This is a genomic window from Phreatobacter sp. (assembly GCF_030691135.1).
Lineage (GTDB): Bacteria > Pseudomonadota > Alphaproteobacteria > Rhizobiales > Phreatobacteraceae > Phreatobacter.
The window spans coordinates 1-25,837 of the sequence record NZ_JAUYFA010000108.1 but is presented as its reverse complement, the minus strand read 5'-3'; the positions used below and the strand labels follow the sequence as shown (position 1 = coordinate 25,837).

The following is a 25,837-nucleotide window of genomic DNA, read 5'->3' as shown; positions in this document are numbered from 1 at the left end:
CGCCCCCCGAGCAGCGCCGGGTCCGGTGGGGCGATGTCATCGCGCTTCCCGAACCGGGAACAGGGGCGGAGCCTCGAATCGAGGCAAGGGTTCTGATGTATCCTGACAAGTCGCGCTTCTTCGTCTCCTATCCCTCGGGCAAGGAAGAGGTCCTGTCGACGGCGCAGTTCGTGGCGCTCGTGCTCGAACTGAAACGCTCCCATCGCTTCACCTTCGACCGCAAGCGGGGCTGAGACCGCGAGGCGCTTGTCGTGCGGGGGCATTTCCTGTATTGCCGCGCCATTCGGCAGATCGATTTCCGATCGGACCTGCCGGCAGCGCATGGTGGATGACCTCCACCCGGGACTGGGCCAAGCGCCCGCGCCCGCCTCGCGTCCTCGCCGTGGCCCCCGACGGGCTGCCGCCTCAGGACGGGGTTCGCCGCCGGACCCGTCGCGATCCGCCCGACCTATCCATGCCGCCTTCCGCCTGGGTTGCGCCCGCGAGCCGTCATCGGCCGCGTCCGGATGCGATTCAAGCCCCTCATCCGGTCCATGTGGAGCCGGCGGCCCTCTTCAACCCCGGCGCATCAACGGGCCCACAAGGACGATCAACGTATGGCAAGCGCCAACAGCATGAACCCCTCCCGCGACGATTTCGCCGCGCTCCTGACCGAGAGCTTCGGTACGACCGAGATGAACGAAGGTTCCGTCGTGAAGGGAACCGTGGTCGGGATCGAGAAGGATCTCGCCATCATCGACGTCGGTCTGAAGACCGAGGGCCGCGTCGCCCTGAAGGAATTCACCAGCCCCGGCCGTGAAGGCGACATCAAGATCGGCGACATCGTCGAGGTCTATCTCGAGCGCATCGAGAACGCGCTCGGCGAGGCGGTCATCTCGCGCGACAAGGCGCGCCGCGAGGAAAGCTGGGTCAAGCTCGAGAAGGCGTTCAACGCCAACGAGAAGGTCAGCGGCACGATCTTCAACACCGTCAAGGGCGGCTACACCGTCGATCTCGACGGCGCCGTGGCCTTCCTGCCGCGCAGCCAGGTGGACATCCGCCCGATCCGCGACGTCGGCCCGCTGATGAACTCGCCGCAGCCGTTCCAGATCCTGAAGATGGATCGCCGCCGCGGCAACATCGTCGTGTCGCGCCGGACCGTTCTCGAAGAGACCCGCGCCGAGCAGCGTCACGAGCTGGTGCAGAACCTCGAAGAGGGTCAGGTCATCGACGGCGTTGTGAAGAACATCACCGACTACGGCGCCTTCGTCGACCTCGGCGGTATCGACGGCCTGCTGCATGTCACCGACATCGCCTGGCGCCGCGTCAATCACCCCTCGGAGGTGCTGACGATCGGCCAGACCGTGAAGGTCAAGATCGTCAAGATCAACCACGAGACGCACCGCATCTCGCTGGGCATGAAGCAGCTGCTGGACGATCCGTGGCAGGGCATCGAGGCCAAGTACCCGATCAATGCCAAGTTCAAGGGCCGCGTCACCAACATCACCGACTACGGCGCCTTCGTGGAGTTGGAGCCGGGTATCGAGGGCCTGATCCACGTCTCGGAAATGAGCTGGACCAAGAAGAACGTCCATCCGGGCAAGATCGTCTCGACCTCGCAGGAAGTCGAAGTGTCGGTGCTCGAGGTCGACAGCTCCAAGCGGCGCATCTCGCTGGGTCTCAAGCAGACCCTGCAGAATCCGTGGGAAGCCTTCATCGAGAAGTACCCCACCGGCACCGTCGTCGAGGGCGAGGTCAAGAACAAGACAGAGTTCGGCCTGTTCCTTGGCTTGGAAGGCGATGTTGACGGTATGGTCCATCTGTCTGACCTCGACTGGAACCGTCCGGGCGAGCAGGTCATCGAGGAGTTCAAGAAGGGCGACATCATCCGCGCCCAGGTCCTCGACGTCGACGTGGAGAAGGAGCGCATCTCGCTCGGCCTCAAGCAGGTCGGCGGCGATCCCTTCGCCGACGCCGGCGAGATCCGCAAGGGTCAGATCGTCACCTGCGAAGTGGTCGAGGTGAAGGAAGGTGGCATCGACGTGAAGCTCGTCGGCACCGACCTGACCGCCTTCGTGAAGCGCAACGAACTGGCGCGCGACCGCGGTGACCAGCGTCCCGAGCGTTTCGCCGCCGGCGAGAAGCTCGACGCCCGCGTCACCATGTTCGACCGCAAGGCCCGCAAGGTCCAGGTGTCGATCAAGGCGCTGGAAGTGGCCGAGGAGAAGGAAGCCATGGCCCAGTTCGGTTCGTCCGACTCGGGTGCTTCGCTCGGCGACATCCTGGGAGCTGCCCTCAAGGCGCGCACCGGCGACAAGAAGTGAGGACGGCAGCCGGCGGGGTGACCCGCCGGCCTTGCCTCCCGACGACAAACGGCCGCCCTCACGGGCGGCCGTTTTCGTTGGCGGGGATGCCTTGTGGAGAGCTGCTCAGAGGCTCGCCATCAGCCGCGTGACGCGGTGGGAATAGGCGGTGCGGGTGCAGGCGGACGCGAGGCCGCGGTTGTGCAGGGCGGCGGCGCCCGCCGCCGAGCCGCAGCGCCGATAGGCCACCGCCAGATGCCGCATGCCCCATTCGAGGCCGGCACCGCAGGAGTTCAGCGCCGAGGCCGGACCGCTGTAACCGAGGCCGCGGGCGGTCGCCGGCTTGATCTGCAGCGGGCCGAGCTCGCCGGCCCGACCACGCGCCTGGCAGCGCATGTTGCTCTCGATCTTGGCGACAGCGAGGGCGAGGCCGGGCGGGACGCCGTGGCGAGCAGCGGCCTCCGTGATGCGGCCGCGGATGGAGCTCATTTCCGCGGGCCCCTCGCTCGACGCTGGCGTCGGGACCGACGCCTGGCCGCCGACATGGAGCGTCGCCCAGGTGGCATTGGCGCCGTCGACGTCTTGCGCCATGGCGGATGCCGTAATCATCAGCGAAGCCGCACCAGCAATGGCTGCACGGCAAATGAATTTTCGAGGCGAATTCGCGCTTGAATGGATCATGACTTTCGTTTTCCTAAGTAAGATCAGCCGCCCTAATGTAATAGCAAGCGACTATCGGAAACTCATCCCGCACTTTTGTCGCCTCTATACGGCAACAAAACGTTCAGATCTCCAGGATTAGACTTGTCATCACACATATAGACATGCTTGTTGTGCATCGCAATAAACTTGTATTTCAATTTCTGTCAGAGCCCTTTGAACGGGTTGCGGCCCCGGCTCGTCGCGGCTAATCGGTGGAGCTGAACAGGAGAGCCTCATGGCGACGTTGAAGGTTGCGATCGTTCCGGTGACGCCGTTCGAGCAGAACTGCTCGATCGTCTGGGATGCCGATACGATGAAGGCGGCCATCGTCGATCCGGGCGGCGACCTGCCGCGGATCCAGGGCGCCATCGCCGATCTCAAGGTCACCCCCGAGAAGATCCTGCTGACCCACGGCCATATCGACCATGCCGGCGGGGCTGCCGAACTGGCGGAGCTCCTGTCGATCCCGATCGAGGGCCCGCACCAGGACGACGCGCCGCTGCTGGCCAATCTGAACGCGCAGGCTGCGCGCTTCGGTCTGGAAGGCGTACGGCCGGTGACACCGACGCGCTGGCTGAACGATGGGGATACCGTCACCGTCGGCGGGGTCACCTTCGACGTCCTTCATGTGCCGGGCCATGCGCCGGGCCATGTCGTCTTCGTCCATGCGCCTTCCGAGTTCGCCCTCGTCGGCGACACGGTGTTTCAGGGCTCTGTCGGTCGGACAGACCTGCCCGGCGGCGACCACGACCTGCTGATCCGCGGCATCAAGGAGAAGATCCTGCCGCTCGGCGACGATTTCACCGTGCTGCCCGGCCACGGACCGGCGACGACGCTGGAGCGTGAGCGGAAGACCAATCCCTTCCTGCAGTAGGGTCGCCCGTGCGATGGCACATTGCCCTGGCACGCACTACATGTGGCTCGGGTATTGCGCACGGACCGTAAGGATTTATTCCGATGTCAGGCGACATATGCCGGACACACGACCTCATGTAGGGGCCTGATGGTGCGCGCGGAGAGCTGCGCGCCGTAACGCGTGGCGAGACGCTCTTGATCAAGACAATCGTGGACTTCCTGCGCGACCGGATCGGCTTCAAGAAGATCCTGCTGGCCGTCGCCGTCGCCATGCTGGCGACCGCGGGTTACGTGCTCTTCACCAAGCTGCGGGTCATCGAATGGGCGAAGGTATGGGAGGCGATCGGGCAGATCGGTCCCTCGACCCTGCTCCTCGCCGGGTTCTTCACCGTCGCCGCCTATACGACCCTGACCGTCTATGACTATTTCGCCACCCGGACGATCGGCCGCGAGGACATCCCTTACCCCGCCTGCGCCATCGGCTCCTTCACCAGCTATTCCATCGCCCACAATCTCGGCGCCACGGTCTTCACGGCCGCCGTCGTGCGCTACCTCGTCTACGCCCGCTACAAGGTTACCGGCCCGCAGGTGGTGAAGATCTGCTTCATCGCCGGCCTGACCTTCTGGCTCGGCAATGCCACCGTTCTCGGCCTCGGCTTCGTGCTCGAGCCCTGGGTGGTGACGCCGGTCGTCGCCCCCTTCGGCATCGGCGGCGATACCGTCCGCATCGTCGGCGTCGTCATCCTCGTCATCCTGATCGGCTGGCTGCTCTTCGTCTCGGTGCCGCGCCAGTTCGGCTCGGGCGCCTGGGTGATCAAGCTGCCCAGCGCGAAGCTCACCGGCCTGCAGATGATCATCGGCATCGTCGACCTCGCCTGCACGGCGATGATCCTCCATGTCCTGCTGACGGCGATGCCGAACGCACCGCCGGCCCCCTTCGTGGCGGTCGCCGTGATCTTCTGCACGGCCATGCTGCTCGGTTTCGCCACCCATGCGCCGGGCGCGGCAGGCGCCTTCGAGGCGACGCTGCTGGTGGCGCTGCCGCCGCTCGGCTTCACGGCGGAGGCGGTCGTCGCAGCCTTCATCCTGTTCCGCCTCTATTATTTCATCGTCCCCTTCATCCTGGCGCTGCTCATCGTCGCCATCCGGGAACTGGCAAGCGGTCACAGCTCGCTCGACAATCTGAAGGAGAGTATGGCCGTGATCCGTCAGGCCGAGGCGAGCCAGGAGGCGGCAAAGGCGGCCAAGCCCGGTCCGGCGGGATAGACATTTACGCGGTCAGCATCGGCCGCTAGAAGCCGTGACGACTAGCCTTCGGGAGCCTCGCCATGGTTCGTATCCTCGTTTTCTCGGGCTCGGTCCGGTCCGGGTCCTTCAATGCGCGCCTGGCCGCGGCGGCGGCCGCCGAACTCGCCCGCCTCGATGCCGACGTGTCGCTGATCTCGCTCGCCGACTATTCCCTGCCGCTCTATGACGGCGACCTTGAGGCCAACGAGGGCATTCCCGACGCTGCAATGAAGCTGAAACGGCAGTTCTGCGCCCATCGGGGCATCTTCATCGCCGGCCCGGAATACAATGCGGGCATGACGCCGCTTCTCAAGAACGCCATCGACTGGGTCAGCCGGGTCAAGGAGGCGGGCGAGAAGCCGCTCGCCGCCTATCACGGTCGCGTTTTCGCACTCGGCTCGGCCTCACCCGGCGGCTATGGCGGTTTCCGCTCGCAGATGGCGACGCGCCAGGTGCTGGAGATCGGCTGCGGGGCCCTCGTCATCCCCGAGAGCTGTGCCGTCGCGGCCGCCCATCAGGCCTTCGAGGAGGACGGCAACCTGAAGGACGAGCGCACCCGCGCGCTTCTCGCCGCCTGCTGCGCATCGCTCGTCGACAAAGCCCGGAGCCTGACCTGATGTCCTCGTCGCCTCTCCCCGATCCCCGCGAGAAGCTCTTCGTCGCGCTCGACCTGCCGAGCCTCGGTGAGGCCGAGCGGCTCGTATCCCTGCTCGGCGACACGGTGACGCACTACAAGATCGGCTACAGGCTCGGCTATTCGGACGGTATCGGCTTCGGCCGGGAACTGGCGGCCGCGGGCAAGACGATCTTCTTTGATCTCAAGCTGCACGATATCGACAACACGGTGCGTGAGGGCGTCGAGGCCATCGCGCGAACGGGCGCGCACTACCTCACCGTCCACGCCTACCCGCAGACCATGCGCGCCGCCGTGCAGGGGCGCGCGGGTTCGGGCCTGAAGATCCTCGCCGTGACCATCCTGACCTCGTGGAACGACCTCGACTGCGCCGAGGCGGGATATGCCGGGACAGTGTCGACCCTGGTGCCGGCAAAGGCGCGGCAGGCGGCCGCGATCGGTATCGACGGCATCGTCTGCTCGGCCCAGGAAACGGCCCATCTGAGAGCCATCGGCATTCCGCCGCACGTCGAACTGGTCACCCCCGGTATCCGCCCGGCGGGCGTGGATGGCGGCGACCAGAAGCGGGTGGTCACGCCGGGTGACGCGATCGCCGGCGGGGCCGACCGGCTCGTGGTCGGACGCCCCATCACGGCGGCCGCCGACCCGGTCGCGGCGGCACGCGAAATCGTGAAGGCCATCGATGGGGCACAGCGGTCATTGCGTGGTAACGTCTCACGTCACATATGAAGAGGCAGTGCGCGTTCAACCGAGTCTCCCACCTTTCCGCGCGGGAGCCAGATGAAAGGCGATGTCGATGAACCGACCTGACGAGAAGCGTCGCTTCGGACCTGTTGCCAGCCTGATCATCGCGCTCGTCGGCGTCGCCGGTGGCCTTGTTCTTGCGGTCTACAGCTTCATCCAGTTGCGCACCGCCTGGCTTGAGGGCGTCTTTGCTTTCGGCACCCGCACACGGGCCGCCATCGACCTCGACTACGACAGCGAGCCGCTGAGCTACATTCTCGCGATGGCTGCCTTTTATCCAACAGCCATCGTCTGTGGCTTCGGTATCGCCATCGTCAGCGCGATCGCACTTTACCGGCAGCGCCCGGGTGCCCGCTCGCGCCAGCGCTCCCGCTGATACGCCGTCCGGGCGTCCGCTCCGGGCGCCTCTCACCATCGGCGACATTGCATCCGGCCATGGGTGCTTGCGCTGCCGCATGGGCGAGGCTACCTGAGCCTTCACCCGAAGGACGACCGGTGGCAACAGGGAGCTTCGCGACATGCCGCTCGATACCGATGCCGTGCTTGACCGCCGCCTGTTGCGCCGCAAGGTGACGTTCTGGCGGGCGCTCAGCGTGATCGCCGTCATCGTCGGCGTGACGGTCGCCGGGCTCGCCGGCGCGCAGCGCTTCGGCTGGGTGACGCCGCTCGAGCATGTGGCCCGCGTCGAAGTCCGGGGCGTCATCGCCCAGAATGCCAATCTCGTCCGCACCATCGAGGCGCTCGGCCGCAACCGGAACGTCCGGGCGGTGATCGTGACGATCGATTCACCGGGCGGCACGGTTGCCGGTTCGGAGGCCCTCTACACGGCGATACGGTCGGTCGCCGCCGTCAAGCCGACGGTCGCGGTGGTCGAGGGTACGGCGGCCTCCGGCGGCTATATCGCGGCCATCGGCGCCGACCATATCGTGACGCGCGAGACCTCGATCGCCGGCTCTATCGGCGTCGTGGCGCAGTTTCCGAACGTCATGAGGCTCCTCGATACGCTCGGCGTTCGGATCGAAGCCATCCGTTCGTCGCCACTGAAGGCCATGCCGAGCGGCGTCGAGCCGACCAGTCCCGAGGCGCTCGCCGCCCTGCGCGAGATCATCACCGACAGCTACGACTGGTTCCAGCGCATCGTGAAGGAGCGCCGCGGCCTGACCGACGAGCAGCTTCGCGTCGTCGCCGACGGCCGCGTCTTCGTCGGTAGCCGGGCGCGCGACCTGCGGCTGATCGACCAGATCGGCGGCGAAAGGGAGGCGCGAGCCTGGCTGGCGACACGCGGCGTCCCGACATCGGTACGCGTCCAGTTGCACCGTCCCGCGACGCCTACCGACCTCTCCTGGCTGCGCTCGGCGTCGGGAAGCCTCGCCGAGGCCGTCGGACTCACGGACTGGGCGGACCGCATCCGCAGTTCGGCACTGGCGGTCCAGATCGAGCGCTCCTCGCTTGACGGCCTGCTGGCTCTCTGGCAGCCTCCAACCCCATGACAGATTTCGCGAAATTCAATCGGGAGGGCTCCTCGGGGGCCCGGGTACCATGATCAAGTCCGAACTTGTGCAGAAGATCGCCGAGCAGAACCCCCAGCTGTACCAGCGCGACGTCGAAAACATCGTCAACGCCATCCTCGACGAGATCGTCGGGGCACTCGCCCGCGGCGACCGGGTGGAACTGCGCGGTTTCGGGGCCTTCTCGGTCAAGGCGCGCAGCGCGCGCGTCGGCAGGAATCCCCGCACCGGCGAGCATGTCGAGGTCGAGGACAAGGTCGTGCCGTTCTTCAAGACCGGCAAGGAAATGCGCGAGCGTCTGAACAAGGGCGCCTGATCATGCTGCGGCGCATCGTCAACTGGCTCTTTCTCGCTCCCATCGCGCTCCTGGCGGTGGTCCTCGCCGTCGCCAACAGGGCGCCAGTGACGCTGTCGCTCGATCCCTTCGCCCGTGGCGACTCGGCGTTTTCCTTCTCCGTGCCGCTCTTCGCCGTCATCATCCTGTCGATGATCGCCGGCGTGGCGATCGGCGGCGCCGCCGTCTGGTGGAAACAGGGACGCTACCGCAAGCGCTGCCGCACGGCCGAGCACGATCTGGCGGCCGCCCGTAGCGAGACCGAGCGACTGCTCGCCGATCTCGGCCGCGCGGAGGCGGCCCCCGGCGGCGCCCTCGCCTTCCTGAACCGCCCGGCGGCCTGACCGCCGCGATGCGCATCGTCTCCGCCGCCGAAATCGCCGCAGCCCTGTCCTATCCGGCTCTGGTCGACGCGCTCGCCGACGCGTTCCGCTCCGACATCACCGTGCCGTTGCGCCACCATCACCCGATCCGGCAGGCCGAGGGCGTGCCGGAGGCCATGCTGCTGCTGATGCCGGCCTGGACCCCGCCAGGTGCGGGCGCCTTCGTCGGCACCAAGCTGGTCTCCGTCTATCCCGGCAACGGGTCGCGCGGCCTGCCGTCGATCTATGGCAGCTACGTGCTCTGCAACGGCGAGACCGGTGCGCCGCTGGCCATCCTCGACGGCACGATGCTGACCGTCTGGCGCACCGCCTGCGCCAGCGCGCTGGCCTCGCGCCACCTGTCGCGCAAGGATGCCTCGCGCATGGTGATGGTGGGGGCCGGAGCCCTCGCCCCGCACCTCATCCGCGCCCATGCCGCCATCCGCCCCATCCGACATGTGACGCTATGGAACCGCTCGCGCGAGAAGGCGACGGCGCTGGCGGAAGGGCTCGGCCGCACGGTGCCGGGCGTCAGCATCGCGGTCGCTGGCGACCTGCAGGCGGCGGTGGAGGAGGCCGATATCGTCACCTGCGCCACCATCTCCTCCAATCCCATCGTCTCCGGTACTTGGCTGAAGCCCGGCGCTCATCTCGATCTCGTCGGTGGCTACACACCTGCCATGCGCGAGGCGGACGATGCGGCTGTCTCGCGCGCGACCCTCTTCGTCGATACGCGCACCGGCGGCCTGAAGGAGGCCGGCGACATCGTCGACCCGATCCGGCGCGGGATCATCGCGGAGAGCGACGTGAAGGCCGACCTCTTCGACCTCGCCCGCGGCATTCATCCCGGCCGGACCTCGGCGGAAGAGATCACCCTGTTCAAGTCGGTGGGCACGGCGCTCGAAGATCTCGCCGCCGCCATGCTGGTATGGCGCTCGCTGCCCGTCTAAGAACAGCGGGCCATGTCACTTCTCGTCAAGATCTGCGGCATCACGACGCCGACCGCCATCGATGCCGCCGTCGCCGCCGGCGCCGACATGATCGGGCTCGTCTTCTTCGAAAGGAGCCCGCGCCACGTGTCGATGGAGACGGCGCGGGCCCTCGCCGCCCACGCGGCCGGGCGCGCCCGTATCGTCGCGCTGACGGTGGATGCCGACGACGTCTTTCTCGCGACCCTGGCGACGGACATCAGGCCGGACATCATCCAGTTCCACGGCGAGGAGACCCCGGCGCGGGTCGCCGCCATCCGCTCGGGCTTGGCGATCCCGGTGATGAAGGCCGTCGGGGTGGCCGAGGCGGCGGACCTGGCGGCCATCGCTTCCTATGCCGAAGTCAGCGACCTGTTGCTCGTCGACGCCAAGCCGCCGAAGACGGCGGCTGCCCTCCCGGGCGGCAACGGGCTGACATTCGACTGGCGCCTGGTCGCCGGCCTTGACCCCGGCCGCCCTGTCATGCTTTCCGGTGGCCTGCATCCCGGCAATGTGGCGGAGGCCGTCCGGCTGACCCGATTGGCCGGCGTCGACGTATCTTCAGGCGTGGAAAGCACGCCGGGTCACAAGGACCCGGACAGGATCAGGGCCTTCGTGGCCGCCGCCCGCGCTGCGCAGGGCGAAGGAGAACGGGAATGAACGCTCCGCTGAAGCCCAATTCGTTCCGGTCGGGACCGGACGAGAACGGCCGGTTCGGTATCTATGGCGGCCGCTTCGTCGCCGAGACGCTGATGCCGAACATCCTGGAACTCGAGCGGGCCTACCGCGAGGCGAGGACGGACCCGGCCTATCTGTCGGAGATGGAGGGCCACCGGACCCACTTCATCGGCCGGCCGAGCCCGCTCTATTTCGCCGAGCGCCTGACGGACCATTTCGGCGGCGCCAAGATTTACCTGAAGCGCGAGGAACTGAACCACACCGGCTCCCACAAGGTGAACAACGTCCTCGGCCAGATCCTGCTCGCCCGCCGCATGGGCAAGAAGCGCATCATCGCCGAGACCGGCGCCGGCCAGCACGGTGTCGCGACCGCGACGCTCTGCGCCCGGTTCGGCCTTGAGTGCATCGTCTATATGGGGGCCGTCGACGTCGCCCGGCAGGCGCCCAACGTGTTCCGCATGAAGATGCTGGGCGCGACCGTCGTGCCGGTCCAGTCGGGCGCCAAGACGCTCAAGGACGCCATGAACGAGGCGCTGCGGGACTGGGTCACCAATGTCGAGACGACGTTCTACTGCATCGGCACCGTTGCCGGCCCGCATCCCTACCCCGCCATGGTGCGCGACTTCCAGTCGGTGATCGGCGAGGAGACGCGCGAGCAAATGCTGGAGCGCGAGGGGCGCCTGCCCGACAGCCTGATCGCCTGCGTCGGCGGCGGCTCCAACGCCATCGGCCTGTTCCACCCCTTCCTCGACGAGCCGTCGGTCGAGATCTACGGCGTGGAGGCGGCCGGCCACGGCCTCGACAAGCTGCACGCCGCCTCGATCTCGGGCGGCAAGCCCGGCGTCCTGCACGGCAACCGCACCTATCTCCTGATGGATGCCGACGGCCAGATCCAGGAGGGACATTCGATCTCCGCCGGCCTCGACTATCCCGGCATCGGCCCGGAACATTCCTGGCTCAACGATATCGGCCGGGTCACCTATCTCTCGGCGACCGACGACGAGGCCCTCGAGGCCTTCCAGCTGATGTCGAAGGTCGAGGGCATCATCCCGGCACTGGAATGCGCCCATGCGCTGGCCAAGGTCGGCGAGCTGGCGCCGACCAAGCCGAAGGACCACATCATGGTCATGAACCTCTCCGGCCGCGGCGACAAGGACGTGCCCCAGGTCGCCGAACTCCTGGGAACCAAGCTGTGACCACCCGCCTCGACGCCCGCTTCGCCGATCTCGCCGCCAAGGGCCGCGCTGGCCTCGTCACCTATGTCATGGCGGGCGATCCCGACCGCGAGACGGCACGGGCCATCCTGAAGGCACTGCCCGGCGCCGGTGCGGATGTCATCGAATTCGGCATGCCCTTCACCGATCCGATGGCCGACGGGCCGTCGATCCAGGCGGCAGGCCTCAGGTCGCTCGCCGGCGGGCAGACGCTGAGGAAGACCCTGGAGGACATCGCCTGGTTCCGTCAGAACGACGCCACGACGCCGATCGTCCTGATGGGATACTACAACCCGATCTACATCTACGGCGTCGACGCCTTCCTCGCCGACGCCAAGGCGGCCGGCGTCGACGGGCTCATCGTCGTCGATCTGCCGCCGGAAGAGGATACGGAACTCTGCCTGCCGGCGCTGAAGGCCGGCCTGAACTTCATCCGCCTGGCGACGCCGACCACCGATGACAAGCGCCTGCCGACCGTGCTCGGCAACACGTCGGGCTTCGTCTATTACGTCTCGATCACCGGGATCACCGGGGCGGCGACGCCCGACTTCGGCAAGACCGCCGAGGCGGTGGCGCGGATCAAGCGGCACACGGACCTGCCGGTCGCCGTCGGCTTCGGCGTCAAGAATGCCGAACATGCCGGCGCGGTCGCCCGCGGCGCTGACGCCGTCGTCGTCGGCTCGGCGCTGATCGAGGTGCTCAAGGGGTCGCTCGATGCGGAAGGCCGGGCGACCGCAGGGTCGGTCGCTGCCGTCACCGGTCTCGTCGGTTCGATCGCCGCCGGCGTCCGCAACGCACGCAAGGCTGCCGAATAAGCGCCGTCTTTCGGCGCCATAGGCTCGGTCCAGCATCCTCATTTTTCGTCAGGACGACAGTCATGAACTGGATCACCGACGTTCTGCCCCCCAAGATCCGCTCGTTCCTGAAGCGGGACACGCCGGAGAACCTGTGGATCAAATGCCCCGAGACCGGGCAGATGGTCTTCCACAAGGATCTGGAGAGCAACCTCTTCGTCATTCCCGGGTCCGGCGTGCACATGCGGATGGGCTCGGCGGCGCGTCTGCGGTCGGTCTTCGACAACAGCACCTGGTTCGACGTCCAGCTGCCCGAGGCCCCCCTCGATCCTCTGAAGTTCCGCGACGAGAAGCGCTATGTCGACCGGCTGAAGGACGCGCGCGCCAAGACCGGAATGTCCGATGCGATCAAGGTCGGCTACGGCAAGCTCGAAGGCCTCGCGGTCACGGTCTGCGTGCAGGACATGGATTTCATGGCCGGTTCGCTCGGCACCGCGGCGGGCGAAGCCATCGTCAAGGGCATGATGACGGCGGTCGAGAAGAAGACGCCCTTCATCATCTTCACCGCCTCCGGCGGCGCCCGCATGCAGGAGGGCATCCTGTCGCTCATGCAGATGCCGCGCACGACCGTGGCGGTCCAGGCCCTCCGCGATGCCAAGCTGCCCTATATCGTGGTGCTGACCAACCCGACCACCGGCGGCGTCACTGCGAGCTACGCCATGCTCGGCGACGTCCATATCGCCGAGCCGGGCGCGCTGATCGGCTTCGCCGGGCCGCGGGTGATCGAGCAGACCATCCGCGAGAAGCTGCCAGAAGGCTTCCAGCGGGCGGAATATCTGAAGGACCACGGCATGGTGGACCTCGTCGTGCACCGCCACGACCTCAGGGCGACGCTGGCCCGCCTCTGCCGCGTTCTCACCAAGGCACCCGCGCCGAGCGAAGCCGCTGCCGCCCCTGGCCAATCGCCGCAGATTTCCGCGGTCGCGGCGTCCTGACGCGGCCGGCGCCGGCTCGCGATCTCCTCCCGCAAACGCTTCCTGCGCTCCCCCGCCGGCAGACCACCGCCCTCCTCAAGTTGCTCGCCATGACGCTTGCCGAAGTTCCCATCGCCGCCATTCTCGATCGGCTGGCCAAGCTGCATCCCAAGCTGATCGACCTGTCGCTGGACCGGATGGTCGCGGCGCTGGCGCGGCTCGGCGACCCACATCTCGCCCTGCCGCCGGTGATCCATGTCGCCGGCACCAACGGAAAGGGCTCGACCTCGGCCTTCGCCCGCGCCTTCCTTGAGGCGTCAGGGCGCACCGTCCACGTCTATACCTCGCCGCATCTCGTCAGGTTCAACGAACGCTACCGCCTCGGCGCCCCCGGCGGCGGCCGGCTGGTGGACGATGCGACCCTGGCCGACATCCTCCTGGAGGTGGAGCGCGTCAACGAGGACCAGGCGATCACCCAGTTCGAGATCACCACCATCGCCGGCCTGATGCTCTTCGCCCGGCATCCGGCCGATGCGGTGATCCTCGAGGTCGGCATGGGCGGACGGTTCGACGCGACCAATGTCGTGCCGCGGCCTGCGGTCAGCGTCATCACGCCGGTGTCGATGGACCATGCGGACTTTCTCGGCGACACGGTCGCCAAGATCGCGGGCGAGAAGGCCGGCATTCTCAAGCGCGGGCGGCCGGCTGTCGTCTCGCTGCAGACGCCGGAGGCGATGGCTGTGATCGAGGCGGCTGCGGCGGCGACCCGCTCGCGCCTTTTCGTCTCCGGCCTCGACTGGTTCGCCCGGCCCGAGAACGGCCGGTTCGTCTTTCAGGACGAGGACGGGCTGATCGATGCGCCGCCGCCACGACTCGCCGGCGCGCATCAGTACGAGAACGCCGGCGCGGCGCTGATGGCGGTGAAGACCGCGGGTTTTTCGATGACGCCGGCCGCCGTCGAACGGGGGCTGCAGGCCGTCGAATGGCCGGCGCGGCTGCAACGCCTCACCGGCGACGTGGCGAAGGCCTTGCCGGCCGGCGCCGAGGTCTGGCTCGACGGCGGCCATAATCCCGGATGTGCGGAGGTGCTGGCGGAAGCGCTGTCGGCCATGAAGCAGCGGGCACCGCGCCCGTTCGTGATGATTGTAGGCCTGAACGCAACCAAGGATGCGCGCGGCTTCCTCGGACCTTTCCGCCCGCTCGCGCCCGATCTCTACGCCATACCGTTTTCCAGCCACTTGGCGCTGGATACGAAAGACGTGGTCGCTGCGGCCGGTGACGTCGGCATCAGCGCCGGTGCCTGGCCGGATCTGGAGGCTGCGCTCTCGGCCATCCAGGCGAGGGACTGGCCAGTTCCGCCGCGGGTTCTCATAACGGGCACGCTCTACCTTGCCGGCGAGGTTCTGGCGAAGGACGGCTGGGTGCCCGCCTGAGGCGAGCAATCGGCCCGGCCGAGGTGCTAGCCGAAGCGGCCGGCGAAGACGGTGATCCAGCCCCAGAGCCAGCGCCAAGAGATGGGCGATCGCGAGATAGGCGGTGGCGAGAAACGCCGCCAAGGCCAGGAGGCGGCGTCCCCGGCGCGAAGGAAAAGGCGGGATCATCGCCCGGAGCTTTTGCGCCGCGGCGCAGGCTCGCCACGGTCGGGGAATCCTGCTGTTCTGCCCGCATGAACAGCCATCGACGCATGACATGCCAGCATCTGCGCACGCACCCGCCCGGTTGCGGCAGGGTGCCGGCTCTGGCCGCGGGGATCCTGCTGGCGATCGCCACCCTCACCGGGCCGTGGCTCCTCACCGGGCCGGCCCGGGCCGAGCCTCAGGGCTTCACCGGAGCGGAACGCGGCCGGTTGGACCGGCTCTGCCGCACGACCGGTGCCATGGCGCCCTCCCCCGCGGCGCTCGCCATCGCCGGCACTGCGGTTCGCGAACACGACGCTTTCGGCGGCCATGTCATCGGGCCCGGCGGGACGATGATCCGCTTCGGCGCCGTCGAGGCCGATGCGCTCCGCGACGAGGCCGCCGGGCGCGGCGTGCCTTGGCGTCAGGTCCTGCGCTACTGGGAAACGCTCGGCCCCCTCACCGAGGGCCCGTTGCAGGCGCGGCGGATCCAGCGCCTCACGGAGGATTCCGGCGCCAACGGCGCAGGTGACCTCGTGCCGCTGACCGATCTCCTCGCACGCCTGCGAGGGGCCAGCCTGACCGAGGCCGAGAGGGACGCCCTGGTCCAGTCGGCGCTGCGCGCCGCGGCAGTGGACATTCCCTGGTCGGCGGCGTTCGTCTCGCATGTGGTGGTGACGGCCGGCGTCTCCCGCATCCGCTTCCAGGCGTCCATGGCCCATCTCGACTTCGTCGGCGAGGCGGCGCGGCGCAGCCGGGACGAGGCGCAGGGCCTGTCTCCGGGTGCCTTCTACCGGGCCTGCGACCCACGCCTGACGCCGCTCCGGCCTGGCGACCTCCTGTGCCTGCACCGGCACGATCCTGCCGCTGCCGGCGGCGGTTACGCGGCTCTTGTGCCAGCGCTGGCCACGGGCTCCCGCCCGGTCTGGAACCTCCACTGCGACGTCGTGGTGGCGGCGGACCGGCGCCGGCGCCTAGCCACGCTGATCGGCGGCAACGTCCTGCAATCGGTGACGCGGCGCGAGCTTCGCACCGACGGGCGCGGCATTCTCGGCCGCGCGCGGCGCGCCGGAGCCTGCCCGCAGGAGCGGCGGATCGGACCGCTTTGCCAGCCGGAGGCGGCGCCATGGTTCGTCGTACTCCAGGCGACAGACCCGTCCGATCCCTAGACCCAGCCTGCGATAAGGGCAGTGCTGCCCAGAAGATGGGCGCGACCGCGAGGGAGGCACTCTGCTATTGTGCGGTGCAACAGAGGGAGTCGCGCCATGTCCGAGACCGTGATGCGCCACCGGCCGCACGAGGATGCCATCGCCCTCGTCCTCGGCACGCTGTTCGTCGCCCTCGGAATCGCCTTCTACGCCAAGGCCTCTCTGCTCACGGGCAGCACGGTCGGTATCGCCCTGCTGATCAGCTATGCGACCCCGCTGGATTTTTCCGCCCTCTTCCTGCTGGTCAACCTGCCCTTCTTCGTCCTGTCCTTCCTGCGCCTCGGCTGGGCCTTCACCGCCAAGACGCTGGCAGCCGTGCTGCTGGTGTCGATCTTCTCCAAGCTGATGCCCCTGTGGCTGGAAATCGGCCACCTCAATCCCGTCTATGCCGCCATCATCGGCGGAGGCCTTTTCGGCATCGGGCTTCTGATCCTGTTCCGCCACGGCATGAGCCTCGGCGGTGTCAGCATCCTCGCCTACTATCTCCAGGAGAAGCACGGCATCCGTGCCGGTTACTTCCAGCTCGCCGTCGACATGCTGGTCATGCTGGCGGCGACGGCGGTGGTCAGCCTCGACCTCGTGGCCCTGTCGGTGGCGGGGGTCACGGTGCTCTGCGCCATCGTCGGGATGAACCACCGCCCCGGGCGCTATGCCGGGATCAGCTGAGGGCGCTCAATAGGTGTCGCGGCGGCGGATCAGAGCAAGCGCCGCAAAGGCGCCGACAGCGCCGACGACTGACAGCGCCACCATCGGAACCGGGCTCATCGTCGTGCCGACCAGGGTCCCGGCGATCTGCGCCGCGATGGCGCCGAGCCCCATCTGCGCGAAACCGACGATTCCGGAGGCCGATCCCGCCGCTTCCGGCCGGACGCTCACAGCCCCGGCGATGGAGCCGGGCAGTTGCAGCCCGTTGGCGAAGGCGATGGCTGCCTGCGGCAGGAAGAGCCAGGCCGGATGCACCATCCAGCCGGCCAGGGCGATGGCGAGCTGCACCAGCGCCATCAGCACCATCATGGCGCTGCCCCATCTGATCAGTCGGTCGGACCCGAGTCGCGCCGCATAGCGGCCGCAGACGGCGTTGCCGAGCATGTAGCCGCAGGCATTCACCATGAACCACAGGCCATAGACCGTGGAGGACTGGCCCATCAGCGTCACGGTGATATGCGGCGCGCCGCCGACGAAGGAAAAGAAGGTGATCGAGGACAGGGCGCCAATCAGCAGGTATCCGACGAAGAAGCGGTCGCGGCAGAGAGCGCCGGCATCCCTGAGAAGCTGCCCGAAGCTCGGCGAGGAGACGACGGCGCGGGTTTCCGGCAGGCGCACGATCGCCAGAACCAGGGTCACGACGGCGATCGCAGCGGTGGCGGCGAAGACCCAGCGCCAGCCGATCGTCTCCTCCATCAACCCGCCGATGGAGGGCGAGACCATCGGTGCGACGACCATCGCCATGGTGACCCAGCCGATCATCGAGGCGGCGCGGTCCTTGTCGAAGACGTCGCGGATGATGGCGCGGCCGATGACCTGGCCGGCGGAAGCGCCGAAACTCTGCAGCACGCGGGCGACGATCAGCATGGCGGCGCTGGCGGCGAGCGCGGCGAAGATGCTCATGGCCGCCGTGACGGCGAGTGCGCCGATGATGACGGGCCGGCGGCCGTAGCGGTCCGACAGCGGCCCGAGGAAGAGCTGCGCCACGGCCATGCCGGCGAGATAGAGCGTGATGGTGAGCTGGATCGTCCCCGCATCGGTCTCGAAATAGCGCGCCAGCCCGGGAACGGCCGGAAGCGGCAGATTCAGCGCCATGGGTCCGATCGCGGCGAAAACAACGAGCAGCGGCACGAGGGCGCGCGGCGCGAGGCGAGGATCTGACATTTGGGGGTCTCGACCGTGGCCCCCGATGTCGCCCGGTTGGCCGCCCAGCGTCAACCCGCGGGAACGGTATGGCCCCCTTGTCCCGGCGCGCAAGGCCAAAGCCCCGGGGCGCCTGTCTCCGATGCATCACGCCGGCTGACGCGGGGCCCTCCGACGCTGTAGAAGCGCAGAACATGCCGGTCGCGCCCCGTAAGTGCGCAGCGGACAGAGCATCGACAGCCCGGCCGGCCGGGACGACGGAGACGTGACGACGTGACCCCCTCCAGGCTCGAGACCGACCGCCTCGTCCTCACCGCGATCGCCGAGGCCGACTTCGCCGATCTCTGCCAGCTCACCGCTCACCCGGATGTCGGCGGCAAGCTGAAGCACGGCGTGCTGACCGAGGTCGAGACGCGCGCCCAGCTCGACGGCTACCGCACCACCTGGGAGCGGGCCGGCTACGGGGTCTTCGCGATCCGCCGTCGGGAAGACGCCGCCTTCGTCGGCGTCATCGGCCTGTGGGACCACGACGAGGGCGTCGGGGTGGCGCTACGGTATGCCGTGATGCCGGACCATCGCAGCCACGGCTACACGAAGGAGGCGGCAAATTCCGTTCTGCATTTTGCCGCGGCACAAAACATTCATCCCGTCATGGCGGTGACCCGCGAAAACAATCTTGTGTCCCAGCGGATTCTGGTCGATCTCGGTTTCGCGCTGCGCGAAATCCGGGACACCGGCCATGCGCGCCTCGCCGTCTATCAGCAGGCCACCGGGAGACCCGCATGACCGTTCAAGCCGTGGCGACGTCCCGCCTGCTCATGCCGGGCTTCGTCCTGGCGGCTGCGGTGGCGGTCGCGGCCGTCTTCGCCGAGCCCCTGCTGCGGCAGGCGACCGGCGGACGGCTGGCGCTGCCGGGCATGGTCATCGCGCTGATCATCGGCATGGCGCTGCATTCTCTCGCAGCACGGCCCGTTTTCGAGCCCGGCCTCGGCTTCGCCGTAAAGAAGCTGCTGCGCTGGGCCATCGCGCTCCTCGGGCTGCGCATCGCTTTCGGCGACATCGTCGGCCTCGGCCTCGGCACGCTGGTGCTGGTCGTCGGGTCGATGGTGGCGACGATCGCCAGCGGCATCTGGCTGGCGCGCCGGCTCGGGGTCAATGACGGCTACGGGGCTCTGGCGGGCGCGGCGACGGCGGTCTGCGGCGCCTCGGCGACACTCGCCACGACGACTGTCCTGCCGAACTATCCGACCAAGGCCGCAGACACCGCCTTCACCGTCGTCGCCGCCAATGCCGTCTCGACGCTGGTGATGCTCGCCTATCCGCCGTTCGCCATCCTCCTCGGTTTCGACGCCACGCAGACGGGAATCCTCCTCGGCGCCACCATCCACGACATGGCGCAGGTCGTCGGTGCCGGCTATTCGATTTCCGAACCCGTCGGCAACACGGCCGTGGTGGTGAAGCTGTTCCGGGTGTTCCTGCTCCTGCCCGTCGTCCTCGCCATCGGCTGGTGGTTCGTGCAGCAGGGCCGGCACACCAGCGAGGCGCGCGTGCCGGTGCCGGTCTTCGCGCTCGTCTTCCTGGCGCTGGTCGTGGTCAACTCGGTCCTGCCGTCGGTTCCGGCCCTGGCCGCGCCCTATGCCGCGGTGAAGCCCTGGCTCGTCACCCTGTCCAATGCGGGCCTGCTGATCGCCATCGCGGCGCTCGGCCTCGGCACCTCGGTCACGGCGATCCTGTCCATCGGCTGGCGGCACGTGGCGGTGTTCTTCGGCGCCACCGCGGTGATCCTGGCCTGCATCACGGCGGGCCTGTTCGTCCTCTGAGCGCGGGTGCGCCCGAAGACCGGGCGACGCAGCGCAGCAGTCCCGCCGGCGAGGCCCTTGCCCATGGCAGCGGCGGCGTTTACGCGAAGGATTGACCCCATTCCGCTCCGCCCGGCAAAGGACCATCCATGAGCGTCGCCAACGGCCGCAGCCTTCTCGCCATTCCCGGCCCGACCAACATCCCCGACCGTGTGCTGCAGGCGATGATGCGCCCGGCCGAGGAGATCTATTCGGGGCCGATGGTGGCACTGACCGACAGCCTGCTGGCGGACCTGCAGCGCATCTTCGCCACCACCGCCCGCACCTATATCTACGCCGCCAACGGCCATGGGGGCTGGGAAGCGGCGATCAGCAACGTCCTGTCGCGCGGCGACAAGGTGCTCGTGCTGGCGAGCGGGCGGTTCGCCATCGGCTGGGGCCAGATGGCCGCGTTCATGGGCGCTGATGTCGAGGTCCTGGAAGGCTCGTGGCGGGCGGCGATCGATCCGGCCACCGCCGAGGCGCGGCTCCGGCTGGACCGAGATCATTCCATCAAGGCAATCCTGATGGTGCAGGTCGACACCGCCTCCGGTGTCGCCAACGACGTGCAGGCCGTGCGCCGGGCCATCGATGCGGCCGGCCACCCGGCTCTCTTCATGGTGGACGGTGTCGCATCGCTCGCCTGCATGAATTTCGAGATGGACGCCTGGGGCGTCGACGTCGCCATGTCCGCCTCCCAGAAGGGCCTGATGACGCCTCCCGGCCTCGCCTTCGTCGCCGCCAATGACAAGGCGCACAAGGCCCACGAGACCGCCGACATGAAGACGCTCTACTGGGACTGGACCCAGCGCCAGGGCTCCGAGCACTACATGAAATATTGCGGCACGCCGCCGGAGCACCTGCTCTTCGCCCTGCGCGCCGCCCTCGACATGATCGTCGAGGAAGGCCTTCCCGCCGTGTGGCGCCGCCATACGCTGCTCGCCGAGGCGACCCATGCCGCCATCGGCAAATGGGCGGAGGGGCAGGTTCTCTCCTGCAACATCATCGAGCCGGCCCACCGCGCGCCGTCGGTCACGCCGGTCATCGTGCAGGGCGCCGATGCCGCGGCGATCTCGAACTATGCGCAGACCATCTGCGGCGTGGCGCTCGGCTCGGCCATCGGCGACCTGTCGGGCCGCGCCTTCCGCATCGCCCATATGGGCCATGTCAACGCGCCGATGGTGCTCGGAACGCTCTCGGCGATCGAGATGGCGATGAAGGCGCTCGACATTCCCCATGGCGAGGGCGGCGTTGCCGCCGCGGTGACCAGCCTCGCCAAGGGCGCGGGCCTGCCGGGCCGGCTGGCCGGCCAGCGGCTCGCCGAAACGACACCCGTCACCGCGCCGGCCTGAACCGGCGCGGACGGCACAAGGCTCAGCCGACCTTCACCACGAGCTTGCCGAAGTTCTTGCCCTTGAGGAGGCCGATGAAGGCCTCCGGCGCCTTGTCGAGGCCGTCGACGATATCCTCGCGGTACTTGACCTTGCCCTCGGCGATCCACCGGCTCATGTCGGTGAAGAAGGCCTTCGACTGGTCGGCGAAGTCGCGGACGATGAAGCCTCGGAAGTTCAGCCGCTTGGTCAGCACGTCGCGCATGAGCAGCGGCAGGCGGTCCGGGCCGTCGGGCAGCGACGTTGCGTTATACTGGGCGATGAGACCGCAGACGGGGATGCGGGCGAAGAAGTTCAGCAGCGGGAAGACGGCATCGAAGACGTGCCCGCCGACATTCTCGAAATAGACGTCGATCCCGTCGGGGCAGGCCGCCTTCAGGTCGGCGGCGAAGGTCGGCGAGCGATGATCGAGAGCGACGTCGAAGCCGAATTCCTCGGTGAGCGCGCGGACCTTGTCGGCACCACCGGCGATGCCGACGGCGCGGGCGCCCTTGATCTTGGCGATCTGGCCGACGGCCGAGCCGACCGGGCCGGTGGCGGCCGCGACGACGACGGTCTCGCCGGGCTTCGGCTGGCCGATGGTCAGCAGGCCGGTATAGGCGGTCATGCCGGGCATGCCGAGAACGCCGACGGCGGTCGAGATGGGGGCTGAGGTCGGGTCGACCTTGCGCAGGTCCTTCGCGTCGGCGAGAGCATGGCTCTGCCAACCGGAATGGGAGAGCACAATGTCGCCGGGGCGGAAGCGGTCGCTGTTGGACGAGACGACCTCGGCCACCGTGCCCCCCTCCATCACCCCGCCGACCGGCACGGGCGCGGAATAGGATTTCCCGTCGTTCATGCGGCCACGCATGTAGGGGTCGAGCGACAGGTAGCGGATCTTCAGGAGGACCTGGTCGGGGCCGGGGGCCGCGACCGGCGTGTCGACGATGGAGAAATTGGCGGCCGTGGGCTCGCCGTGCGGGCGGCTGGCGAGAAGGATCTGGCGGCTGGTCGTCGACATGGTGGCCTCCTGACGGATGCGCCGGCGGGCGGCGCCTGGGGCCGTATCACTAGTGGTCATGGCCGATGGCCGCAATCTCCGCCCGGATCGAAGCGCCGGAACCATCGGGAGATCGCCGCATGGCGTCTCCCGCATTCCTGCCTAGAGTGGCGCCATGAATGGCGCCATCAAGACCGACGAGCCTGGCCCGTCAGCCACGCCCCCCGCCATCAACCCCCTGGCCTTCTTTCCGCTCGCCCGCGGCTTCTGGCGCGGCAGGACGGCCCTTCTGGCCTGGAGCCTGTGCGCGGGGCTGCTGGGGCTGGTGATCGTCAATGTCGTCGTGCAGGTCCTGATCACCCACTGGCATGCCTCGTTCTTCAACGCCCTCGAACAGCGCCATGCCGACCGCCTGATCGCGGGGATCAGCCAGCTCGCCGTGCTGGCCCTCTCCGCAGCGCTCATCGCCGCCCTCATCGTCTGGCTGCGCATGCGGCTGCAGATCGCCTGGCGCGGCTGGTTGTCGGACAAGCTGATCCACATGTGGCTGAGCCGGGAGCGCTTCGCCCACCTGTCCCAGGTGGCACCGCAGATCGACGCGCCCGAATTCCGTATCGCTCAGGACGTCCAGGTGGCGGTCGAGCCGCTCGTCGAATTCGCCGTCGGTCTGGCCAATTCCCTGCTGTCGGCGACGGCCTTCATCGTCATCCTGTGGACCGTCGGCGGGTCGATCTCCCTGCCCATCGCCGGAGGAATCGTCATTCCCGGTTTCATGGTCTGGGTGGCCGTCGCCTATGCGGTGATTTCCTCCGGTATGATCGCTGTTCTCGGCCGACCGCTGATCCACGCCATCGAGCGCAAGAATGCTGCCGAGGCAGCTCTACGCGCCTCGATGGTCGGGATACGCGAGGACGCCCCGGCCATCGTCCGGGCTGCAGGTGAAGCCCCCAAGCAGAGGCTCCTGGTCGGCCTGATGCAGGGGGTGGTCACGACCTGGTACGTGATCGCTGCGCTGCTCGCCAAGCTGACGATCCTGATCAACGCCAATGTCACGCTGATGCCGGCGGTGCCGCTGCTTGCCTGCGCGCCACTCTATCTCAACAGCAGCATGTCGCTGGGGTCGATGATGCAGATCGCCGTCGCCTTCGTGCAGACCCAGTTCGCCTTCAACTGGTTCTTCGACAATTTCATTCGCATTGCCGACTGGGAGGCCTCGGCGCGCCGCGTGGTCGGGCTGACGAACGCCTTCGCCGAGAGCGACCGGCGCGGCGCCAAATTGCCGACTGATCCATGGTGAGCACCACCGGCCGACGGACGGCTGAGACGTTGGGATACTTTATCTCAATTCAAAGTTTTTGATGCGAGTTTTCGCAAGTCTTGGTACTATTGATGACGCTGTAGACCTATTTTTCATTGACGGGCTTGACGGGTGCGGAAACCTAGCCCATCTTCATTATCACCATCGTCGTGACTGCGCTGCGCCGCCTTCGTGAATAACCAGGCGTCGACAACCGGAAATCCGGTGCGACAATTTCGTCTGGGCCGCCCGGCGCGCGGTTCGTGACTTTGAACTGGAGGACGCGAACGCGCGTTTCCGGTAGCCTTGAAAGACTTTTTTTCTTGAACAATCGAACCTTTTCGGACCTCGGCCTCGCCGAGCCTCTCCTGCGTTCCCTTCACGATGCAGGCTATTCAACGCCAACGCCGATCCAGGCCAAGGCCATCCCTCACCTGCTGGACGATCACGACCTGATCGGCATCGCCCAGACCGGAACCGGCAAGACCGCGGCCTTCGCGCTTCCCATCCTCCAGCATCTCGCCGAGGATCTGGTCCGCCCGCCGGCCAAGGGCGTTCGCGCCCTGGTGCTCGCCCCGACACGCGAACTCGCTCTCCAGATCTTCGAAAGCGTCACGCGCATGTCGAAGAACCTGAAGCTGCGGCATGCCGTGATCTTCGGCGGCGTCGGGCAGAAGCCGCAGGTCGATGCGCTCGCACGCGGCATCGACGTCCTGGTCGCCACGCCTGGCCGCCTCATCGACCTGATGAACCAGGGCCTGGTGCGCCTCGACACCGTGACCCATCTCGTTCTCGACGAGGCGGATCGCATGCTCGACATGGGCTTCATCCGCGACGTCAAGAAGATCATCGCCAAGCTGCCCGACCAGCGTCAGTCCATGCTGTTCTCGGCGACCATGCCGACGGAAGTCGCCAAGCTCGCCCGCGACATGCTGTGGGAGCCGATGCGCGTCGAGGTGACGCCCGAGACCGTCACGGTCGAGGCCATCGAACAGCACGTCTACCATGTCGGCACGGCCGACAAGCGGACACTCCTCGAGAAGCTCCTGACCGACCCGGCGCTCGCCCGCGTCGTGGTCTTCACGCGGACCAAGCACGGCGCCAACCGCCTGGCCGGTCAGCTTGAGAAGTCGGGCTTCTCGGCCGATGCCATCCACGGCAACAAGAGCCAGAATGCCCGCCAGCGGGCGCTCGCCGCGTTCAAGACCGGCGAATGCCGCATCCTGGTGGCGACCGACCTCTTCGCCCGTGGCATCGACGTGGCCGAAGTCACCCACGTCATCAATTTCGACCTGCCTAACGAGCCCGAGAGCTATGTCCACCGCATCGGCCGCACCGGACGTGCCGGACGGACGGGCATCGCCCTCGCCTTCTGCGATCCGAGCGAGCGCGGCCATCTCGCCGCCATCGAGAAACTGACCCGCGTGCGCCTCGCCGTCGTAGGGTCCCCCATCCAGGCTTCGGCTCGTGGCGAAACCCGCCCGCCGCCGGCGCCTGCCAGGCGTCCGCAGCCCCGGCGAAGGGCTGCCTGACAAATCCCTCAACCGCCAAACATCGAGGAGCATTCTATGGCGACCGGGACCGTTAAGTGGTTTAACCCCCAGAAAGGCTACGGCTTCATCCAGCCGTCCGACGGTGGAAAGGACATTTTCGTCCACATTTCCGCCGTTCAGCGTGCTGGTCTGAACGACCTGCGCGAAGGCGAGCAGGTGTCGTATGAACTGGCCACCGACCGCCGCACCGGCAAGCAGTCAGCCGACCAGCTGAAGCTCGCCTGACACTCGCCGCCCGGCGAAGGGCTGGCCCTGAGGTCCAGCCTCTTGGACGTCAATCGTGGTGCCGTGCGCGGCGCCGCGCAGTCCTCGTTCACGCATAGTCACCATCTTCGTCCACCGTCCTAATGTACGGTAGCGGTCGCGCTCGCCAGACCGGCACCGATCTGGTCCAGGACGACGATCTCGGGATCCCCGCCCTCCAGCGCCGGCAAAACCGACAGGACGAGAACGCCCGGCCGCCGCGCCGAAACGAATTTCGCCACCGCCTGCGCCTGCCGATAGGTGTCGAGGTAGTGGATGTCCTCGGCCACCATCCGCGAGCCTTGCTGCACGAAGGGAACGACGGCGTAGCGGATCGCGACGCGTGCCCGCTTCCGCGACCGTTCCGCAACGGAATTCGCACTCTGGGCCATGGGGCGCCTCCCCTATCCGATGATTCCTTATTATCGCATGGAGGCTGTGCTTTGGGGATCGGGCTTTGCCCCGACATGATTGAGCGGCGTGGAGGTAGCGCGATGATGCGGGGGGGGGGGGGGGGGGGGGGGGGGG

Annotated in this window: 28 protein-coding genes; 24 read left to right on the top strand and 4 right to left on the bottom strand. The window is 67.7% G+C overall.

Annotated features, from left to right (window positions below; all coding sequences use genetic code 11):
* Positions 1-95: 95 nt before the first annotated feature.
* Both Q8O26_RS19695 and rpsA read left to right on the top strand, forming a co-directional pair.
* The gene (locus tag Q8O26_RS19695; RefSeq protein ID WP_305578743.1) at positions 96-233 is read left to right on the top strand and encodes a hypothetical protein; all 138 of its coding nucleotides are present in this window, start codon (positions 96-98) and stop codon (positions 231-233) included.
* 363 nt (positions 234-596) lie between these two features.
* On the top strand, positions 597-2,303 hold the full coding sequence (gene rpsA / locus Q8O26_RS19690; protein ID WP_305578742.1) for a 30S ribosomal protein S1: 1,707 nt from the start codon (positions 597-599) through the stop codon (positions 2,301-2,303).
* Positions 2,304-2,408: 105 nt separating this feature from the next.
* Here the strand turns inward: rpsA and Q8O26_RS19685 are convergent, their stop codons facing one another.
* Positions 2,409-2,873 (bottom strand): transglycosylase SLT domain-containing protein, encoded by a 465-nt coding sequence (locus tag Q8O26_RS19685; RefSeq protein ID WP_305578740.1) that lies wholly within the window; start codon positions 2,871-2,873, stop codon positions 2,409-2,411.
* 346 nt (positions 2,874-3,219) lie between these two features.
* On the opposite strand from Q8O26_RS19685, the gene Q8O26_RS19680 reads away from it, so the two are divergent.
* The 16 genes from Q8O26_RS19680 (at position 3,220) to Q8O26_RS19605 (ending at position 16,826) form a co-directional block, all read left to right on the top strand.
* Positions 3,220-3,858, top strand: a complete 639-nt coding sequence (locus Q8O26_RS19680) for an MBL fold metallo-hydrolase (RefSeq protein WP_305578738.1) — start codon at positions 3,220-3,222, stop codon at positions 3,856-3,858.
* Positions 3,859-4,034: 176 nt separating this feature from the next.
* Entirely contained in the window at positions 4,035-5,105 is a 1,071-nt protein-coding gene (locus Q8O26_RS19675; RefSeq protein ID WP_305578736.1) for a YbhN family protein, read from the top strand.
* Between the two features lie 62 nt (positions 5,106-5,167).
* Complete coding sequence (locus Q8O26_RS19670) at positions 5,168-5,743, top strand: NADPH-dependent FMN reductase (RefSeq protein WP_305578734.1); 576 nt, start codon at positions 5,168-5,170, stop codon at positions 5,741-5,743.
* Positions 5,743-6,489, top strand: a complete 747-nt coding sequence (gene pyrF, locus Q8O26_RS19665) for an orotidine-5'-phosphate decarboxylase (protein ID WP_305578732.1) — start codon at positions 5,743-5,745, stop codon at positions 6,487-6,489. The genes Q8O26_RS19670 and pyrF overlap by 1 nt, the downstream gene beginning before the upstream one ends.
* Before the next feature lie 67 nt (positions 6,490-6,556).
* On the top strand, positions 6,557-6,880 hold the full coding sequence (locus tag Q8O26_RS19660; RefSeq protein WP_305578730.1) for a hypothetical protein: 324 nt from the start codon (positions 6,557-6,559) through the stop codon (positions 6,878-6,880).
* Positions 6,881-7,022: 142 nt separating this feature from the next.
* Positions 7,023-7,994 carry a signal peptide peptidase SppA gene (gene sppA, locus Q8O26_RS19655; protein ID WP_305578728.1) on the top strand — a complete coding sequence of 324 codons (972 nt, stop codon included), beginning with the start codon at positions 7,023-7,025 and terminating at the stop codon, positions 7,992-7,994.
* A gap of 49 nt (positions 7,995-8,043) precedes the next feature.
* On the top strand, positions 8,044-8,328 hold the full coding sequence (locus tag Q8O26_RS19650) for an integration host factor subunit beta (protein ID WP_106747557.1): 285 nt from the start codon (positions 8,044-8,046) through the stop codon (positions 8,326-8,328).
* 2 nt (positions 8,329-8,330) lie between these two features.
* Positions 8,331-8,690, top strand: a complete 360-nt coding sequence (locus Q8O26_RS19645) for a LapA family protein (protein WP_305578724.1) — start codon at positions 8,331-8,333, stop codon at positions 8,688-8,690.
* Between the two features lie 8 nt (positions 8,691-8,698).
* Positions 8,699-9,658 carry an ornithine cyclodeaminase family protein gene (locus Q8O26_RS19640; protein WP_305578722.1) on the top strand — a complete coding sequence of 320 codons (960 nt, stop codon included), beginning with the start codon at positions 8,699-8,701 and terminating at the stop codon, positions 9,656-9,658.
* A gap of 12 nt (positions 9,659-9,670) precedes the next feature.
* Complete coding sequence (locus tag Q8O26_RS19635) at positions 9,671-10,336, top strand: phosphoribosylanthranilate isomerase (protein WP_305578720.1); 666 nt, start codon at positions 9,671-9,673, stop codon at positions 10,334-10,336.
* Positions 10,333-11,550: a tryptophan synthase subunit beta gene (gene trpB / locus Q8O26_RS19630; RefSeq protein ID WP_305578718.1), complete on the top strand. Its 1,218-nt coding sequence runs from the start codon at positions 10,333-10,335 to the stop codon at positions 11,548-11,550. Before Q8O26_RS19635 ends, trpB begins: the two co-directional genes overlap by 4 nt.
* A complete protein-coding gene (trpA, locus tag Q8O26_RS19625) occupies positions 11,547-12,383 on the top strand; it encodes a tryptophan synthase subunit alpha (RefSeq protein WP_305578716.1) in 837 nt (278 codons plus the stop codon). Before trpB ends, trpA begins: the two co-directional genes overlap by 4 nt.
* A 62-nt stretch (positions 12,384-12,445) precedes the next feature.
* Entirely contained in the window at positions 12,446-13,357 is a 912-nt protein-coding gene (gene accD / locus Q8O26_RS19620; RefSeq protein ID WP_305578714.1) for an acetyl-CoA carboxylase, carboxyltransferase subunit beta, read from the top strand.
* An 89-nt stretch (positions 13,358-13,446) separates the two neighbouring features.
* Positions 13,447-14,769 carry a folylpolyglutamate synthase/dihydrofolate synthase family protein gene (locus Q8O26_RS19615; protein ID WP_305578712.1) on the top strand — a complete coding sequence of 441 codons (1,323 nt, stop codon included), beginning with the start codon at positions 13,447-13,449 and terminating at the stop codon, positions 14,767-14,769.
* A gap of 296 nt (positions 14,770-15,065) precedes the next feature.
* Positions 15,066-16,121 carry a DUF2272 domain-containing protein gene (locus Q8O26_RS19610; protein WP_305578710.1) on the top strand — a complete coding sequence of 352 codons (1,056 nt, stop codon included), beginning with the start codon at positions 15,066-15,068 and terminating at the stop codon, positions 16,119-16,121.
* 96 nt (positions 16,122-16,217) lie between these two features.
* Positions 16,218-16,826: a YitT family protein gene (locus Q8O26_RS19605; RefSeq protein ID WP_305578708.1), complete on the top strand. Its 609-nt coding sequence runs from the start codon at positions 16,218-16,220 to the stop codon at positions 16,824-16,826.
* A 6-nt stretch (positions 16,827-16,832) separates the two neighbouring features.
* Here Q8O26_RS19605 and Q8O26_RS19600 read toward each other — a convergent pair whose 3' ends face one another.
* Positions 16,833-18,029, bottom strand: coding sequence for a multidrug effflux MFS transporter (locus Q8O26_RS19600; protein ID WP_305578707.1), 1,197 nt, complete (start codon positions 18,027-18,029; stop codon positions 16,833-16,835).
* 252 nt (positions 18,030-18,281) lie between these two features.
* Between Q8O26_RS19600 and Q8O26_RS19595 the strand changes: the two genes are divergently transcribed.
* The 3 genes from Q8O26_RS19595 (at position 18,282) to Q8O26_RS19585 (ending at position 21,198) form a co-directional block, all read left to right on the top strand.
* Positions 18,282-18,794, top strand: a complete 513-nt coding sequence (locus Q8O26_RS19595; RefSeq protein ID WP_305578705.1) for a GNAT family N-acetyltransferase — start codon at positions 18,282-18,284, stop codon at positions 18,792-18,794.
* Positions 18,791-19,828, top strand: coding sequence for a YeiH family protein (locus Q8O26_RS19590; protein ID WP_305578703.1), 1,038 nt, complete (start codon positions 18,791-18,793; stop codon positions 19,826-19,828). The genes Q8O26_RS19595 and Q8O26_RS19590 overlap by 4 nt, the downstream gene beginning before the upstream one ends.
* A 128-nt stretch (positions 19,829-19,956) precedes the next feature.
* Positions 19,957-21,198 carry an alanine--glyoxylate aminotransferase family protein gene (locus Q8O26_RS19585; RefSeq protein ID WP_305578701.1) on the top strand — a complete coding sequence of 414 codons (1,242 nt, stop codon included), beginning with the start codon at positions 19,957-19,959 and terminating at the stop codon, positions 21,196-21,198.
* Between the two features lie 22 nt (positions 21,199-21,220).
* On the opposite strand, the gene Q8O26_RS19580 is transcribed toward Q8O26_RS19585, so the two are convergent.
* Positions 21,221-22,237: an NADP-dependent oxidoreductase gene (locus Q8O26_RS19580; RefSeq protein ID WP_305578699.1), complete on the bottom strand. Its 1,017-nt coding sequence runs from the start codon at positions 22,235-22,237 to the stop codon at positions 21,221-21,223.
* Between the two features lie 154 nt (positions 22,238-22,391).
* Here Q8O26_RS19580 and Q8O26_RS19575 point away from each other — a divergent pair, with 154 nt between their 5' ends.
* The 3 genes from Q8O26_RS19575 (at position 22,392) to Q8O26_RS19565 (ending at position 25,291) form a co-directional block, all read left to right on the top strand.
* Positions 22,392-23,513, top strand: coding sequence for an SbmA/BacA-like family transporter (locus Q8O26_RS19575; protein ID WP_305578697.1), 1,122 nt, complete (start codon positions 22,392-22,394; stop codon positions 23,511-23,513).
* 323 nt (positions 23,514-23,836) lie between these two features.
* Positions 23,837-25,045 (top strand): DEAD/DEAH box helicase, encoded by a 1,209-nt coding sequence (locus tag Q8O26_RS19570; RefSeq protein WP_305578695.1) that lies wholly within the window; start codon positions 23,837-23,839, stop codon positions 25,043-25,045.
* 36 nt (positions 25,046-25,081) lie between these two features.
* A complete protein-coding gene (locus Q8O26_RS19565; protein ID WP_296571147.1) occupies positions 25,082-25,291 on the top strand; it encodes a cold-shock protein in 210 nt (69 codons plus the stop codon).
* 119 nt (positions 25,292-25,410) lie between these two features.
* On the opposite strand, the gene Q8O26_RS19560 is transcribed toward Q8O26_RS19565, so the two are convergent.
* Complete coding sequence (locus Q8O26_RS19560) at positions 25,411-25,701, bottom strand: hypothetical protein (RefSeq protein WP_305578692.1); 291 nt, start codon at positions 25,699-25,701, stop codon at positions 25,411-25,413.
* Positions 25,702-25,837 lie beyond the last annotated feature (136 nt).